This window comes from Ornithinimicrobium cavernae (assembly GCF_003121625.1).
Classification (GTDB): Bacteria; Actinomycetota; Actinomycetes; order Actinomycetales; family Dermatophilaceae; genus Ornithinicoccus; species Ornithinicoccus cavernae.
Map to the genome: position 1 here is coordinate 83,158 of NZ_QDDJ01000011.1, position 14,504 is coordinate 97,661.

The 14,504-nt window shown below is 71.1% G+C and carries 13 protein-coding genes; 9 read left to right on the top strand and 4 right to left on the bottom strand.

Annotated elements, in window-relative coordinates; genetic code table 11:
• Positions 1 to 17: 17 nt before the first annotated feature.
• The 3 genes from DA085_RS13630 to DA085_RS13640 form a co-directional block, all read right to left on the bottom strand.
• On the bottom strand, positions 18 to 1,583 hold the full coding sequence (locus tag DA085_RS13630; protein WP_109473532.1) for a GMC family oxidoreductase: 1,566 nt from the start codon (positions 1,581 to 1,583) through the stop codon (positions 18 to 20).
• 1 nt (position 1,584) lies between these two features.
• Positions 1,585 to 2,196, bottom strand: a complete 612-nt coding sequence (locus DA085_RS13635; protein WP_202619238.1) for a hypothetical protein — start codon at positions 2,194 to 2,196, stop codon at positions 1,585 to 1,587.
• 172 nt (positions 2,197 to 2,368) lie between these two features.
• Complete coding sequence (locus tag DA085_RS13640) at positions 2,369 to 3,193, bottom strand: IclR family transcriptional regulator (RefSeq protein ID WP_109473533.1); 825 nt, start codon at positions 3,191 to 3,193, stop codon at positions 2,369 to 2,371.
• A 132-nt stretch (positions 3,194 to 3,325) separates the two neighbouring features.
• Here DA085_RS13640 and DA085_RS13645 point away from each other — a divergent pair, with 132 nt between their 5' ends.
• The 9 genes from DA085_RS13645 to DA085_RS13685 all read left to right on the top strand — a co-directional run bounded on the left by DA085_RS13645 (position 3,326) and on the right by DA085_RS13685 (position 12,862).
• Complete coding sequence (locus DA085_RS13645) at positions 3,326 to 3,646, top strand: putative quinol monooxygenase (protein ID WP_109473534.1); 321 nt, start codon at positions 3,326 to 3,328, stop codon at positions 3,644 to 3,646.
• Positions 3,647 to 3,844: 198 nt separating this feature from the next.
• Entirely contained in the window at positions 3,845 to 4,975 is a 1,131-nt protein-coding gene (locus DA085_RS13650) for an LLM class flavin-dependent oxidoreductase (RefSeq protein ID WP_109473535.1), read from the top strand.
• A complete protein-coding gene (locus DA085_RS13655) occupies positions 4,975 to 5,643 on the top strand; it encodes an FMN reductase (RefSeq protein WP_109473536.1) in 669 nt (222 codons plus the stop codon). The genes DA085_RS13650 and DA085_RS13655 overlap by 1 nt, the downstream gene beginning before the upstream one ends.
• A 91-nt stretch (positions 5,644 to 5,734) precedes the next feature.
• Positions 5,735 to 6,751 carry an NUDIX domain-containing protein gene (locus DA085_RS21670; RefSeq protein ID WP_109473537.1) on the top strand — a complete coding sequence of 339 codons (1,017 nt, stop codon included), beginning with the start codon at positions 5,735 to 5,737 and terminating at the stop codon, positions 6,749 to 6,751.
• Between the two features lie 42 nt (positions 6,752 to 6,793).
• Entirely contained in the window at positions 6,794 to 7,342 is a 549-nt protein-coding gene (locus tag DA085_RS13665) for a type 1 glutamine amidotransferase domain-containing protein (protein ID WP_109473538.1), read from the top strand.
• A gap of 76 nt (positions 7,343 to 7,418) precedes the next feature.
• Positions 7,419 to 8,651, top strand: a complete 1,233-nt coding sequence (gene dusB, locus DA085_RS13670) for a tRNA dihydrouridine synthase DusB (protein WP_109473539.1) — start codon at positions 7,419 to 7,421, stop codon at positions 8,649 to 8,651.
• 152 nt (positions 8,652 to 8,803) lie between these two features.
• Positions 8,804 to 9,283, top strand: coding sequence for a hypothetical protein (locus DA085_RS13675; RefSeq protein ID WP_109473540.1), 480 nt, complete (start codon positions 8,804 to 8,806; stop codon positions 9,281 to 9,283).
• Between the two features lie 119 nt (positions 9,284 to 9,402).
• Positions 9,403 to 10,110 (top strand): response regulator transcription factor, encoded by a 708-nt coding sequence (locus DA085_RS13680; RefSeq protein WP_109473541.1) that lies wholly within the window; start codon positions 9,403 to 9,405, stop codon positions 10,108 to 10,110.
• A gap of 58 nt (positions 10,111 to 10,168) precedes the next feature.
• A complete protein-coding gene (locus DA085_RS13685; protein ID WP_237565510.1) occupies positions 10,169 to 12,862 on the top strand; it encodes a DUF4153 domain-containing protein in 2,694 nt (897 codons plus the stop codon).
• A 123-nt stretch (positions 12,863 to 12,985) separates the two neighbouring features.
• Here the strand turns inward: DA085_RS13685 and DA085_RS13690 are convergent, their stop codons facing one another.
• Positions 12,986 to 14,491, bottom strand: a complete 1,506-nt coding sequence (locus DA085_RS13690) for an HNH endonuclease signature motif containing protein (protein WP_109473543.1) — start codon at positions 14,489 to 14,491, stop codon at positions 12,986 to 12,988.
• Positions 14,492 to 14,504: the final 13 nt, after the last annotated feature.

The following is a 14,504-nucleotide window of genomic DNA, read 5'->3' on the forward strand; positions in this document are numbered from 1 at the left end:
CACCCGCAGCCGCCGGGTCACAGGCCCCCGGTCCTCAGCTTGTCCACGAGGTACTCCGCCTGTCGGATGGCCAGCGCGACGATGGTCAGCGTCGGGTTGGCCGCCGCCCCCGTGGTGAACAGCGACCCGTCGGAGACGAACAGGTTGGGCACGTCGTGCGTGCGACCCCACCGGTCCGTGACGCCGTCCTCCGGGCGCTCGCTCATCCGGGACGTGCCCAGGTTGTGGGTCGAGGGGTAGGGCGGTGTGTGGTGGGTCCCCAGCGCGCCGACCGCCTCGTAGACGCGGTCCGACTGGGCGTAGGCGTGCTCACGCATCGCCACGTCATTGGGGTGGTCGTCGAAGTGCACGTCCGGCACCGGGAGCCCGTACCTGTCCTGCACCGTGCTGTTGAGGGTCACCCGGTTGGACTCCTGCGGCATGTCCTCCCCGACGATCCACAGGCCCGCTGTCCGGGCGTAGGCGTCCATGAGCTCGGTGAACTCCCTGCCCCACGCGCCGGGCTCGATGAAGCTGGCGAGGAAGGCCGGACCCAGCGAGATCATCTGCAGGTAGTAGCCGCCCACGAAGCCGCGGGAGGGATCATGGCGGGCCTCGTCGGCGATGAGGCCCGCCATCGTCTCGCCGCGGTACATCCGCACCTCCTTCTCGAAGCGCGCGTAGACGCTGCCCGTGGTGTGACGCATGTAGTTGCGGCCGACCTGGCCGGAGGAGTTGGCCAGCCCGTCGGGGAACAGGGAGGAGGCGCTCATCAGCAGCAGGCGCGGGGTCTCGATCGAGTTGCCCGCGACACAGACGACCTGGGCGGCCTGCCGGTGCAGGTTGCCCTCGGAGTCCAGGTAGATGACCGCGTCGACCCGGCCGTCCTTGCCGTGCGTGATCTGCACGGCCTGGCTCTCCGGCCGGAGGTCCAGCAGGCCGGTCTCCTGCGCCCGGGGGAGCTCGCGCACGAGCGTCGACCACTTCGACCGGTTCTTGTCGCCCTGGAAGTTGAAGCCGTCCTGGATGCTGGCCGGCCGTCCGTCATACGGCTCGGCGTTGGTCGCATAGGGGCCCGTGGCGTAGTGCCGGTAACCGACCTTCTCCGCACCGCCGGCCAGCACCTTGTAGTTGTTGTTCGCCGGCAGCGGTGGGCGACCGTGCCGGTGGGTGGAGCCCATGGCCTTCTCGGCGCGGTCGTAGTAGGGGGCGAGGTCCTCCAGGGTGATCGGCCAGTCGAGCAGGTTCGCGCCCTCCACCCGTCCGTAGACCGAACGGGTGCGGAACTCGTGCGCCCTGAACCGCGGGGTGGCGCCGGACCAGTGGGTGGTGGTGCCACCGACGGCCTTGACGACCCACGCAGGCAGGTTCGGGAAGTCCGTCGCGATCCGCCAGCTCCCGGAGGTGGTGCGCGGGTCCAGCCAGGCCATCTGGTTGAACGCCTCCCACTCCAGGTTCATGTAGTCCTCGTTGCGCAGGTGCGGACCCGCCTCGAGCACCACGACCGGGATCCCGGCCCTGGTCAGCTCGTAGGCCAGGGTGCCGCCGCCGGCGCCGGAGCCGATGATGACGACGCTCGCCTCGTCCTGGCTGATCTCGGCCATGTCAGTTGTCCTCCGTCAGGTTCTGGTCGGCAGTGGTCGAGGCCAGGCCGGGGTGCGACGCCTGGGCAGCCTCCCCGGTGGGTTGGTCGGCGCCGGGGGCCGCCCGGGAGGGGACGGGCAGGTCGGAGACCACCTCCACGAACGGCTCGTCGCTCTCCTCCACCCGCGGGTCGGGCAACCAGTCCAGGTCGTTGAAGCCGCGGTCGAGGTAGCCGCCCCTGTCGAACGACGGGCCCTCGTACCCGAGGACCTCCCACACCGCCTCGTCCTCGTACATGTTGAGGATCGTCGTGCGGCGGATGAACCCGAAGAAGTCGGTGTGCTCGACGTGCTTGAGGACCTTGGTGGCGCTCTGGTCGTCCAGGCCGAGGAAGGAGCCGCCGGCGAGGTCGTTGAGCGTGGCGATGCCCTGGGTGAGCTTGATCCGGAACCAGGTCGACTCGTTCGCCAGCTCGAAGATCTGGTCGGCCTGCCGCTCATAGGGCCCGTCGGGGAACCCCTCGTGCGGGAAGGCGACCCGCAGGATGCGGATCAGGATCCGCCGGGCGGTGTCCGTGAACTCCATCTCGTTGAGCTGCGGATACTTCGCCGGGTACTTCTCGGGATAGCCCATCACTGCCTCCTTGCAGTTGCGACGCTGGTGCTGGTCACCGTAGGGAGGTCTGTGGAGGTCGCGGTAGGGGTGCTTCTCACGGGGCGAGAAGGGCGGCAGGGGGTATGCGGAGGCGCGGCTCGCGGGACGGCGTCACCCGGGTGGACGTCGGGCCGGCGTGTCGTGGTGCGGGTCAGGCGGGACGGTTGCCGAGGCGGTAGATCCGCCCGGCGCGGGAGGCGCACGCGCGGAGCCGGTGCTCGATGTGGCGCATCTGCCCGGCGTACCAGCCGACCGGGGCCGAGACGGCCACCGAGCCGATCAGCAGGCCGTCGTCGGCGCGGATCGGCACGGCGGCGCAGGCGGTCCCGACCTGGAACTCCTCGTGCTCCCAGGCGATGCCCTCGGCAGCGATCCTGGCCAGGGCAACCTCCAGCTCCGCCGGGTCGGTGATCGTTGAGGGGGTGAGCCGGTGCGGCTGGTGCGGCGCGAGATAGCTCCGGCGTTGCTCGGGCGTGTACTCGCTCAGACCGAGCTTCCCGAAGGCGGTCGCGTGGGGTGTCTCGTGGAAGCCGAACTCCATCGGCTCCAGGCGAGGGCAGGCGGGGGAGTCGGCCACGAAGACCACCACGAAGTCCGCGCCGCGGTGGATCGCCAGGTAGGCGGCCATCCTGGTGTCCGCGTGCAGCCGGGCGATCTCCTGTTTCAGCTCGCGCGGCACCCCGAGGTCGTCGTGGAGGCGCGCACCGAGGGTGTGGAGCTTGTAGCCGAGCGCGAAGCGCTTCTCCTCCCGCAGGTGGACCAGGTAGCCGACCTGCACCAGCTCCTGAGCGATGCGGTAGACGCTGGGCAGCGGGATGCCGGTGACGTCGGCGATGTCGCGCGCGCTCGCCCCGCCGGCCTCGGCGACGTGCTCCAGGACCGTGACGGCCCGCTGGATGAGGCTGCCGCGCTGCTCACCGTCGTCCCCCGACCCACCACTGAGGGGAGGTCTGGTGATCGGGCGAGGGTCCGTCATACGGTCATCTTGGCAGTCGCCTCCGGGCCGGGCTTCTCACCCTGTGAAAACGTCGGCGACCCGCGCGTGCGCCTGCGGGCCGGGTCGGCTTGGATGGCGGACAGGACCGACCCCGACCGAGAGGACCCTTCCATGTACTTCATCGTCGTCAAGTTCCCCATCAAGCCGGAGTATGCCGAGCAGTGGCCCGAGCTGGTCCGGGCCTACACCGAGGCGACCGAGGCCGAGCCGGGCAACATGTGGTTCGAGTGGTCCCGCAGCCTCAAGGACCCCAACGAGTACGTCCTGGTGGAGGCGTTCACCGACGACGGCGCCGGTCCGCACGTGCAGTCCGAGCACTTCGCACGGATGCGTGAGGAGTTCCCGCAGTACCTCACCGCCACCCCGAAGATCGTCTCCCGCCAGGTCGAGGGAGACGGCTGGGACGAGATGGGCGAGCTGAAGGTCGACTGAGCGTCCCCATCGAGCGCCGCCGGCAGGGTGACCCGCCGGCGGCGTTCGAGCTGGTCAGGCCCACGCCACGACCTCCTCCGGACGTCCGGAGCGGTCGCCGGGCCAGCGATGGAATGGATCGGGCAGGCCCGCTGTTCTTTCGGTTGAGCATTCAATCAACTGCCGGCGAAGCGGTCGGCCCGAGGGAAGGTAGCACCGATGCAGTTCGGCATCTTCAGCGTCAGTGACATCACCACTGACCCGACGACCGGCAGGACCCCGACCGACGCCCAGCGGATCCAGGACCTGGTCAAGATCGCGCTCAAGGCCGAGGAGGTCGGCCTGGACGTGTTTGCCACCGGCGAGCACCACAACCCGCCGTTCTTCGCCTCCTCTCCCACGACGTTCCTGGGCTACATCGCCGCGCAGACCACGACCCTGCAGCTGTCTACCGCGACCACGCTGATCACCACCAACGACCCGGTGAAGATCGCCGAGGACTACGCGATGCTGCAGCACCTGTCCGGTGGGCGCGTCGACCTCATGATGGGGCGCGGCAACACCGGCCCGGTCTATCCCTGGTTCGGTCAGGACATCCGCAACGGCATCGCGCTGGCGGTGGAGAACTACCACCTGCTGCGGCGGCTCTGGCGTGAGGACGTCGTGGACTGGGAGGGCAAGTTCCGCAGCCCCCTCCAGGGGTTCACGGCCACGCCGCGGCCCCTGGACGGCATCCCGCCGTTCGTGTGGCACGGCTCGATCCGCTCTGCGGAGATCGCCGAGCAGGCGGCCTACTACGGCGACGGGTTCTTCCACAACAACATCTTCTGGACGATGGACCACACCGCCCGGATGGTTGACCTCTACCGTCGTCGGTTCGAGCACTACGGGCACGGCCGCGCCGACCAGGCGATCGTCGGCCTGGGCGGCCAGGTCTTCATGGCCAAGAACAGCCAGGACGCGGTCAAGCAGTTCCGCCCCTACTTCGACGTGGCACCCGTCTACGGTCACGGTCCCAGCCTCGAGGAGTTCACCCGGGCCACGCCGCTGACCGTCGGCAGCCCGCAGCAGGTCATCGAGCGGACGCTCGGCTTCGCCGACGCCGTCGGTGACTACCAGCGCCAGCTGTTCCTCATGGACCACGCTGGTCTGCCCCTCGAGGTCGTGCTCGAGCAGCTCGAGATCCTCGGCTCCGAGGTCGTCCCGGTGCTGCGCAAGGAGTTCGAGGCCCGTCGCCCCGCCGGTGTGCCCTCGGACCCGCCCACCCACGCCAGCCTCGTGGAGGCCGGCGACGACCACCCGAACGCGAAGCATGGCCCGGTCAGCCGGGTCCAGGCAGGGAGCAACTGATGGCCCGCAAGCTCGTCGTCATCTCCGCCGGCCTGAGCGTCCCCTCCTCCACCCGGCTCCTCGCTGACCGGATCAGCGGCGCCGTGCAGCGCGAGGTCTCCGCCCGCGGCGAGGCCCTCGACGTGGAGGTCGTGGAGCTCCGCGGCCTGGCGCGGGAGATCGCCGACCACCTGGTCTCCGGCATGCCACCCTCCGCCCTGCGCCAGGCGCTCGCCGCGGTGTCGTCCGCGGACGCGGTCGTGGCGGTGACGCCCGTGTTCACGGCGTCCTACTCCGGTCTGTTCAAGTCGTTCATCGACCTGCTCGACACCGACGCGCTGACCGGCAAGCCGGTGCTCATCGCGGCGACCGCGGGCACCGCGCGGCACTCGCTGGTCCTGGACCACGCCCTGCGGCCGCTCTTCAGCTACCTGCGGGCCGTCGTCGTGCCCACAGGGGTGTTCGCCGCCACCGAGGACTTCGGTGGCTCCGGCGGCCGGGACGGCGAGGACGGGCTGGACCGGCGCGTGGCCCGAGCCGCTGGCGAGCTGGGCGCCCTCCTGGTCTCCACGTCCGGCGCGGTCCCCGGCTTCACGGCCCCCGCGGTCGACGAGGTCGGCAAGGTCGACCGGATCAGTGAGGAGTCGCTGACCCCGTTCGCGCAGCTCCTGGGCGACCAGCTGCGCTGATCCACCGCAGCGCGGGCGCTTGTGTCAGGCATCCTCAGGGTCGGAACCCTGAGGATGCCTGACACAGATGACCCTCACCTAAGGTTGGTCGGTGGACTACGACACCCGCGTGGGTTGCTATGCCTGGATCGAGCAGGACGGTCAGGTGCTGCTCGCGCTGGCAGCGGGGTGGACCGGGTCTGACGGCCGGCACGTGCGGCCCTGCTGGACGTTGCCCGGCGGCGGCCTCGAGGCCCACGAGTCCTGCGAGCAGGCCACCGTCCGCGAGGTCGCCGAGGAGAGCGGGTATGCGGTGCGGCTGACCGGTCTGCTCGGCACCGGCACCGCGGTGGTCGCCACCGCGGACCGCCTCGTCACGGCCGAGCGTCCCCTGCTGCTCGTGCACCTGGTCTACGCCGCGGAGATCACCGGTGGCGAGCTGGTGCCCGAGCTCGACGGCAGCACCGAGGACGTCCGGTGGGTTCCGCTGGAGGACCTGCCCAGCCTGCCCTGCAGCCGGCAGGTCGACCTCGCCCTGGACCTGCAGCGCCGGGAGCACCGCGAGGGACCCCTCGTGGACGAGGCCCCCGTCGACGAGGAGACCGTCCGTCGCATCGTGGACGCCGTGCCCGCCGCGCCCGTGCGCGGTGCCACCAGAATCGTCGCCATCGACGGGCCGAGTGGTTCGGGCAAGACCACGCTCGCGCAGGCCGTGGCCCAGGACCTCGGCTGCCCGGTCGTTCACATGGATGACCTCTACCCCGGCTGGGACGGCTTGGCTGCGGCCGTCGACCTGGTGACCGACCAGGTGCTGGAGCCGCTCGCGAGAGGTGAGCGCGCGGCATACCGGGTCTGGGACTGGGCGCTGGGGGACTGGGGCCGCACCGCCACCGTGCCGGCCGCCGATCTGATCGTCCTGGAGGGCTGCGGCAGCAGTGTCGGACGTGCGGGGGAGTATGCCGCGCTGCGGGTCTGGGTCGATGCCGATGAGCAGGTGCGGCACCGGCGCGGCATCGAGCGCGACGGGGAGACCTTCGCACCGCACTGGGAGCAGTGGGCCGCACAGGAGCGCGAGCTGTTCGGGCGCGACCGCACGGCCCAGCGTGCCCACCTGACGGTGCGCACCTAGGGTGGAGATGACCCCGATCCCCGGACCTCAGGAGGAGAAACCATGACTGCACTCGACGGCAAGAAGGTCGCATTCCTGCTCACGAACGGATTCGAGGACAGCGAGCTCACCTCACCCTGGGGCGCGGTCACGGAGGCCGGCGCCCAGGCGGTGCTCGTGTCACCCGAGTCCGGCACCCTGACCGGCAAGAAGGGCCACGAGGCGACCGTTGACCTGGGCGTCACGGAGGCCTCGGCCAGCGACTACGACGCCCTGGTGCTGCCCGGCGGCGTCGTGAACGGTGACAAGCTCCGGATGAACGAGGACGCGGTCGCCTTCACCAGGGCGTTCTTCGAGGCCGGCAAGCCGGTGGGCGTGATCTGCCACGGCGGCTGGATCCTCACCGACGCCGACGTGGTCCGTGGCCGCACGATGACGTCCTACCCGAGCCTGCGGACCGACCTGCGCAACGCGGGCGCCGACTGGGTGGACGAGGAGGTCGTCGTCGACCAGGGGCTGGTGAGCAGCCGCACGCCCGACGACCTGCCGGCGTTCAACGCCAAGCTGGTCGAGGAGATCGGCGAGGGACAGCACGAGGCCCAGACCGCATAGGCGCGGCCCGGGAGCGGTGGCACGTGAGCCACGGATGCCGTCGCTCTCGGTGAGTGGTGGGACAATCTGTGGCGACATGACTGCCACGACCACGTCCGCCCTGCCCGAGACCGCTGCCCCCGAGACGGGGCAGCGCCTGCTGCCCCCGCTGCGGATCGGACGTCACACCATCGACTCACCGGTGGTCCTGGCGCCGATGGCCGGCATCACCAACCGTGCCTTCCGTCGGCTCTGTCGCGAGGCGGGGGCAGCTGGCCAGCCCGCCAGCGGAGCCACCTCGCTCTACGTCAGCGAGATGATCACCTCCCGCGCACTGGTCGAGCGGACGCCGGTCTCGATGAAGCTGATCGAGCACGGCCCGGAGGAGCAGCCCCGCTCGATCCAGCTCTACGGCGTCGACCCCGTGACGGTGGGACGGGCCGTGGACATGCTGGTCTCGGAGGACCGCACCGACCACATCGACCTCAACTTCGGTTGCCCGGTGCCCAAGGTCACGCGCAAGGGCGGCGGCGCGGCGCTGCCGTGGAAGACCGACCTGTTCCGCGGTGTCGTCTCCGCCGCTGTCCGGGCGGCGACGCCCTACGACGTCCCGGTGACGGTCAAGATGCGGGTCGGCATCGACGCCGACCACATCACCTACCTGGAGGCGGGGCGGATCGCCGAGGGTGAGGGGGCGGCAGCGGTCGCGCTGCACGCCCGGACGGCCAGCCAGGCCTACTCCGGTCAGGCGGACTGGTCCCGTGTCCGGGAGCTCAAGCAGGTGGTGACCAGCGTGCCGGTGCTCGGCAACGGTGACATCTGGTCGGCCGAGGACGCGGTCCGCATGGTGGCCGAGACCGGGTGCGACGGCGTCGTGGTGGGCCGCGGTTGCCTGGGCCGGCCGTGGTTGTTCGCCGACCTCGCCGCTGCCTTCGCTGGGTCCGACCTGAGGATCCGCCCGACCCTGGGCCAGGTGGGGGAGACCCTGCGCCGCCACGCGGAGTACCTCGTGGACTTCCACCAGGACGAGGGCAAGGGCTGCCGCGACATCCGCAAGCACATCGCGTGGTACTTCAAGGGGTTCCCGGTCGGTGGTGCCTTCCGCAACACGCTGGCCCTCGTCGACTCCCTGGCCGCGCTCGATGACCTGATCGGCGGGCTCGACGGCAGTATGCCGTGGCCCGGCGAGGCGGCCGAGGGCCAGCGGGGACGTGCCGGCTCCGCGCGGGTCGTCGCGCTGCCCGACGGATGGTTGCGCTCCCAGGAGCTCGACGACACCCAGCTGGCGACCGTCGCGGCGGCCGAGACCTCGGTCACCGACGGCGGTTGAGCACGCGCCTGATCTGCCGGTGACGCCGGCCGGGTCGTGGGTGCCGGGCAGCCCGGCTCCCTCCCGGACGCGGCCCAGGATCACCCGTGCGGGTGGCCGCGTCCCCCCTCGCGGAGGAGTCGGGGACGTCTGTCCCGCCCGAGGATCGGAACATGACGACCTCCGACACGACCGACACCATCACCGCGGCCACCGGGACCACCGCGGCCACCGCGGCCACCGGGGCCACTGGGGCCACCGGGGCCACTGAGGCCCTCTCCGCGTCCCACCGGCGTCCCGACCGGCGAACGCTCGCCGCGGGCTGGACCACCGTGACGATCGCCGTCCTGCACACGGTCTACTTCGCGTTCCACCCCTACTGGGGACTGTGGCTGGCAGGGCCGGCGCGAGCGGAGGTCTTCCCTCAGGAGGCGGCCACCATCTTCTGGGCGCTCCCCGGCGGCTTCGTGATCCCTCTCGCGGTCCTCGGGCTGCTGATGATCGGCGCGGGACGGCGCGGGGAGGTGATGCCGCGGTATGTCGGTCGGCTGCTCACCGGCTGGGTGCTGCTCTGCGTCTGGATCGTCGGCCCGAGCGGCTTCCTGCTCGGTCTGGTGCCCGCTGCCCTCCTCCTCTGGCCACGCAGGCAGTGATGTCTGGACAGTGATGACCCGGCAGTGGTGCCTGAGCCGGCGCTGGCTGAGCAGATCTTCACAATCTCTGCACACGTCACACCCTCGCTGACCAGCACCGGAGTCCTAGGCTCGGTGTCATGACCGCACCCACCCCGCCGGGACCTCCTGCCGGGCACACCCTGCTCGTCGTCGAGGACGATCCCACCATCAACCAGGCCCTCAGCGACCGACTGGCCGCTGAGGGCTTCCGGGTGGTCCGCGCGTTCGACGGCCCCGGCGCCGTCGAGGCCTTCACCGAGCACGAACCCGACCTGGTCCTGCTCGACGTCATGCTGCCCGGCTACGACGGGTTGGAGGTGTGCCGACGGATCCAGGCAGACCGCCCCGTGCCGGTGATGATGCTCACCGCGCGAGTCGAGGAGACCGACGTGCTGGTGGGGCTCGGCGTGGGTGCCGATGACTACGTCACGAAGCCGTTCCGGATGCGAGAGGTCGTCGCCCGCGTGCGCGCGCTCCTGCGTCGGGTGGAGCGGGCACGGGAGCTGGTCAACACCCCCGAGGCGCTACTTCGTGTCGGTGACGTGCAGCTCGACCGTGGTGCCCGACGGGTGCGGGTGGGGGAGGACGAGGTCCACCTGACACCACTGGAGTTCGACCTGCTGGCCGCCCTCGCTGCCGAGCCCGGCGCGGTCCGGACGCGGGAAGAGCTCATGTCCGGCGTGTGGGGTTGGGCCGATGCCCGGGGGACGCGGACGCTGGACAGCCACATCAAGTCGTTGCGCGCCAAGATCGGCGCCGAGCGCGTGCGCACGGTGCACGGCGTCGGTTACGCCCTCGAGGCCTGAGCCATGGCTGACCTCGACGTGCATGGCGCCCGGATCGCCCCTGTTCAGGCGGCGTGCCGTGGCTGACCTCGACCGTGAGCGACCCCTGGACCCGGTGGGCTCGATCAAGATCAAGATCGGTCTGCTGGTGGCCCTGAGCATCCTCGCGGCCGCTCTGGTGCTCCAGATCGGCACCCGGTCAGGCGTGCCGATGTGGCTCACCCTGCCGGTGACGGTGGCGGCCGCGCTGGGGGTCACCCAGTGGCTGGCCCGCGGGATGACGGCGCCTCTGCGGGAGATGACGACTGCTGCGGGACGGATGGCACGTGGTGACCACGACGTGCGGGTCACGGCCACCTCGGCGGACGAGGTGGGGCAGCTCGGTCGGGCCTTCAACACGATGGCCGAGGATCTTGCCACGGCTGACCAGCAGCGCCGACAGCTTGTCGCCACGGTCTCCCACGAGCTGCGCACCCCGCTGGCCGGGCAGCGTGCCCTGCTGGAGAACCTGGTCGACGGAGTGATTCGTCCGGACGACGCCACCCTGCAGGCTGCCCTGGCCCAGTCGGAGCGACTCAGCAGCCTGGTCGAGGATCTGCTCGACGTCAGTCGGATCGATGGCCGCGCCGTGCCGCTCGATCTGGCCACCATCCGGGTCTCGGACCTGCTGGAGCGAGCCGTGGGGGAGGCGCAGGTCGGAGGGCGGAACGTCCGGTACGCGGTCTCCGTCAGCCCACCGCATCTCGAGGTGCGCGCTGATTCCGCACGGCTCCACCAGGTCGTGGCGAACCTGCTCGACAACGCCTCCCGGCACAGCCCTGCCGAGGGAGTGGTCACCGTCAGCGCCGCGGCGATGCTCGATCAGGGTCGTTGGTCGTTGGAGGTCTCCGACCAGGGAAGCGGGATCCCGCCCCAGCAGGCGGCGACCCTCTTCGCGCGCTTCGGTGCCGGCGACTCTGCCGGAGGGGGCACCGGGCTCGGGCTGGCGATCGCCAACTGGGTGTGCCAGCTCCACGGTGGCACCATCGCAGCCCTGGCTCCGCAGGACGGGCAGACGGGTGCCCGGATCCGCGCCGTCCTGCCGGTGGACCCGGCCGACTGGACCGGCCGTCCCGGACCGACCAGCTCGCCGGACGGTCCCGCACCGACCAGCTCGGCGAACCGTCCCGCACCGACCAGCTCTCCCCACGATCCCGGAGAGACCGTCGCCATGACGCCAGCCACGAGCGCACCGCGCCCACCCGAGGAGACCATGGTGAACACCACCACGCCCACCGAGCGTCCAGCAGCCACAGCCTCCAACGCCAGCATGATCGAGGCGGTGTTCGGTGGCCTGTGGCCGGAGCGGGACGAGCTCCGGACCGCACCGGTCGCACTCTTCGGATCTGTCGTTGCAGGGTTCATCGGCGCTGTGGTGGTCCCCGACCGAGCGTTCAGCATCGGCACCTTCCTCGTGCTCCTGCTCGCCGGGGGACTGGTCCTGCGCATGTCCGTCCACCGCGCCCGGCCGTGGACCCTCGTCTCCGCCGCCCTGTGTGTCGGGCTAGGTGCCTTCCTGTTCCTGCGTGCCGCCGAGTGGCTGGCGCTCCTCGGGATCCTGGCAGCCGGGCTCCTGGTCACCACGGCACTGACTGATGCGCGCCGACCGCTGGCCATCGCCGCGGGCGCCGTCTCCTGGGTGCTGAGCGGGCTGCGCGGCCTGCCGCTGCTGGGCCGCACGCTCACCGCCACCAGCCAACACCACGTCCTGTGGCCGGTCCTGCGGACCACCGCACTCTCCCTGGTGCTGCTCGTGGTCTTCGTCGGCCTGTTCGCCTCCGGCGACGCTCTCTTCGGGAGCTGGGTGTCCGGCATACTCCCCGACATCACGATCGCGGACACGCTGGTGCTCCGGGTGTTCACCTGGTTCATGATCGGTGGCATCGTCCTGGCCGCGTGTTACCTGGCGCTGAACCCGCCACGCGTCGAGGCCGTCGCACTGGGCGAGCCCCGCCCGGTCCGGCGGTCCTGGGAGTGGCAGGTGCCGGTGGGGGTCGTCATCGCCGTCTTCGCCGCGTTCCTGGTCGCCCAGGCGACGGCGATGTGGGGCGGACACGACTACCTCCAGCGGACCACCGGGCTGACCTACGCCGAGTATGTGCACCAGGGGTTCGGGCAGCTCGTCGTGGCGACGATCCTCACGCTGGTGACCATCGCGGCCACCGTGCGGAAGGCGTCCAGAGCGACCGTCCACGAGCGGCGGGTGCTCCGCCTCATGCTGGGGGCCCTCTGCCTGCTCACGCTGGTGGTCGTCGGCTCTGCGCTCTATCGGATGTCGCTGTACCAGGAAGCCTACGGCTACACGGTGCTCCGGCTCCTGGTCGATGCCTTCGAGCTGTGGCTCGGCCTCGTCGTCGTCCTCGTCATGGTCGCCGGGGTCCGCCTGCGAGGGCGCTGGCTGCCGCGGGCGGCTGTGCTCTCGGGTGCGGCGTTCCTGCTGGTCATCGGGCTCGCTAACCCTGAGGCCTGGGTGGCTGAGCAGAACATCGAGCGATACCACGAGTCCGGGCGGCTGGACCTCGCCTACCTGTCCTCGCTCGGCGACGACGCCGCCCCCGTCATCGCCGAGAACCTGCCGAACGACCTGGCGCAGTGCGTCCTCCGCGGGGGCGTGCCTGCTGAGCAGGACGACGCTCTCGGATGGAATCTGGGACGAGCGCGCGCGGCTGCCGTTGTCATCGGGGAGGGCGCCTCGGTGGAGCAGTCCCCCTGTCCGAGGACCATCGGTGAATGAGGGTGCTTCCTGCCTCTGAGCCTGCGTGGTGCAGGCTCAGGGTGTGCGTGTGGCCTGGTGGGTGGACCCTGTCGGGGCGTGCTTGTGGCCCCGGCCGGGTGGGCGGGGTGTGGGGCGTGGTGCTCAGGTGTCGTCCAGGGGTTCGGTGGTGCCGCCGGGCAGGTGCCAGATGACCCGGGTGGGGGTGATGGTGGCGGTGTAGCCGTAGCGGTGGACGATGACGTGGTGGCGCCGGCACAGGGCGGCGGCGTTGGACAGGTCGGTGGCCCCGCCGAAGATCCAGTGGATGACGTGGTGGATGTCGGTCCATCCTGCCGGGCGGGTGCAGCCGGGGAAGGAACAGCCCTTGTCCCGCAGCAGGACCGCCCGGCGTTGGGCGGGGGTGAACAACCGTCGGGTGGCCCCGACGTCGAGGGCTTCGGAGGGCCCGCCCAGGACGAGCGGGATGAGTTGGGCGTCGCAGGCCAGGCGGCGGATCACCCCGGCGGACAGGTGCTGCCCGGTGTCGGTGCTCCCGCCGCCGCAGACCTTCCCGGCCAACGCGTCGTGATCGATGGTGATGACGATCTTGGCCTTCTCGGTCTGGGTGGTGCCCTCGGGGGCGGCCACGCCCCGGCCGATGATCTCCAACAGGGCGTCGGCCCGGCGGGTCCCGGCGGTGCGGTGGTCCAACCGGTGGGCCCCGTGCTCGTCGGCGCCGGGTTGCGGCGCGGACAGCGGATCCAGGGCCGCGGTCAGGATCGCCTGGCCCTCCTCATCCAGCAGCAGCTGCCACTCGGCCAGCCCGGCCACCGTCCCGACCCGCCGCAGCAACCGGCGTGAGGCCTGGGCGTGGTCGTCCTTCTCGTCCTCGTCGGGCTCGACCAGCCGTTCCTTGGCGGCCGCAGCGATCCGGGACAACCCGGCCAGCCCGGTGGTCTCGACCACGTCGGTCATCAGGTCGGTCACCGCCTGCAACGACTCCGGCGTCGCCAGCGGGGTCAGGTCCTGGGTCATCCGCACGATCACATTCGCCCGGGCCACCCGCGCACTCCCGTCGAGCACTTTGGCGCTGAGCGCCTCGAACCGGGCATCATCCAGGCCCGCGGCGACCCGGGCGGTCGCTAACGCCTCGGGCCGGTCGATGCCCGGGGCCCACGTCCCGAGCCAGTCCGGCACACTGTGCCCGGACTGGGCCGGCAGGCCCCGCCCGATCGCCTCGTGCGTGGCCGCGGTCAGCAACGACTGCGCAGCCGCCACCAGGGCCTGCGCCGCGCCGACCGTCTCACCCAGGGCCTGCTCCGGCAGCGTGGCCAGCGGGAACTCCGCCGCGAGCATCTGCACCATGTGCGCACTACCGGCCAGGAACTCCGGGACCTCATGCCCCGACCCCGTCAACACCACCCCCCGATCCACTGCCGCCCCCTCCGCGGCACCCGCGGTGCCCGCACGGTCCGCGGTACCGGTCTGGGCCCACGGCGCGTCCTCCGGCGGCTCCGGCACCAACGGCCCCGAAGCCACCGAAACCTCCCGCAACGGCCCCGACCCGATCACCGGCGCATACCGCGCCCGCCCCGAGCCAGCGCCCGCGAGCGCAGCCAGCTCGGCAGCGGTCAACCCACCGCCACGAAGACTGCTCTGCTGCTCCATGAATCAAACATAC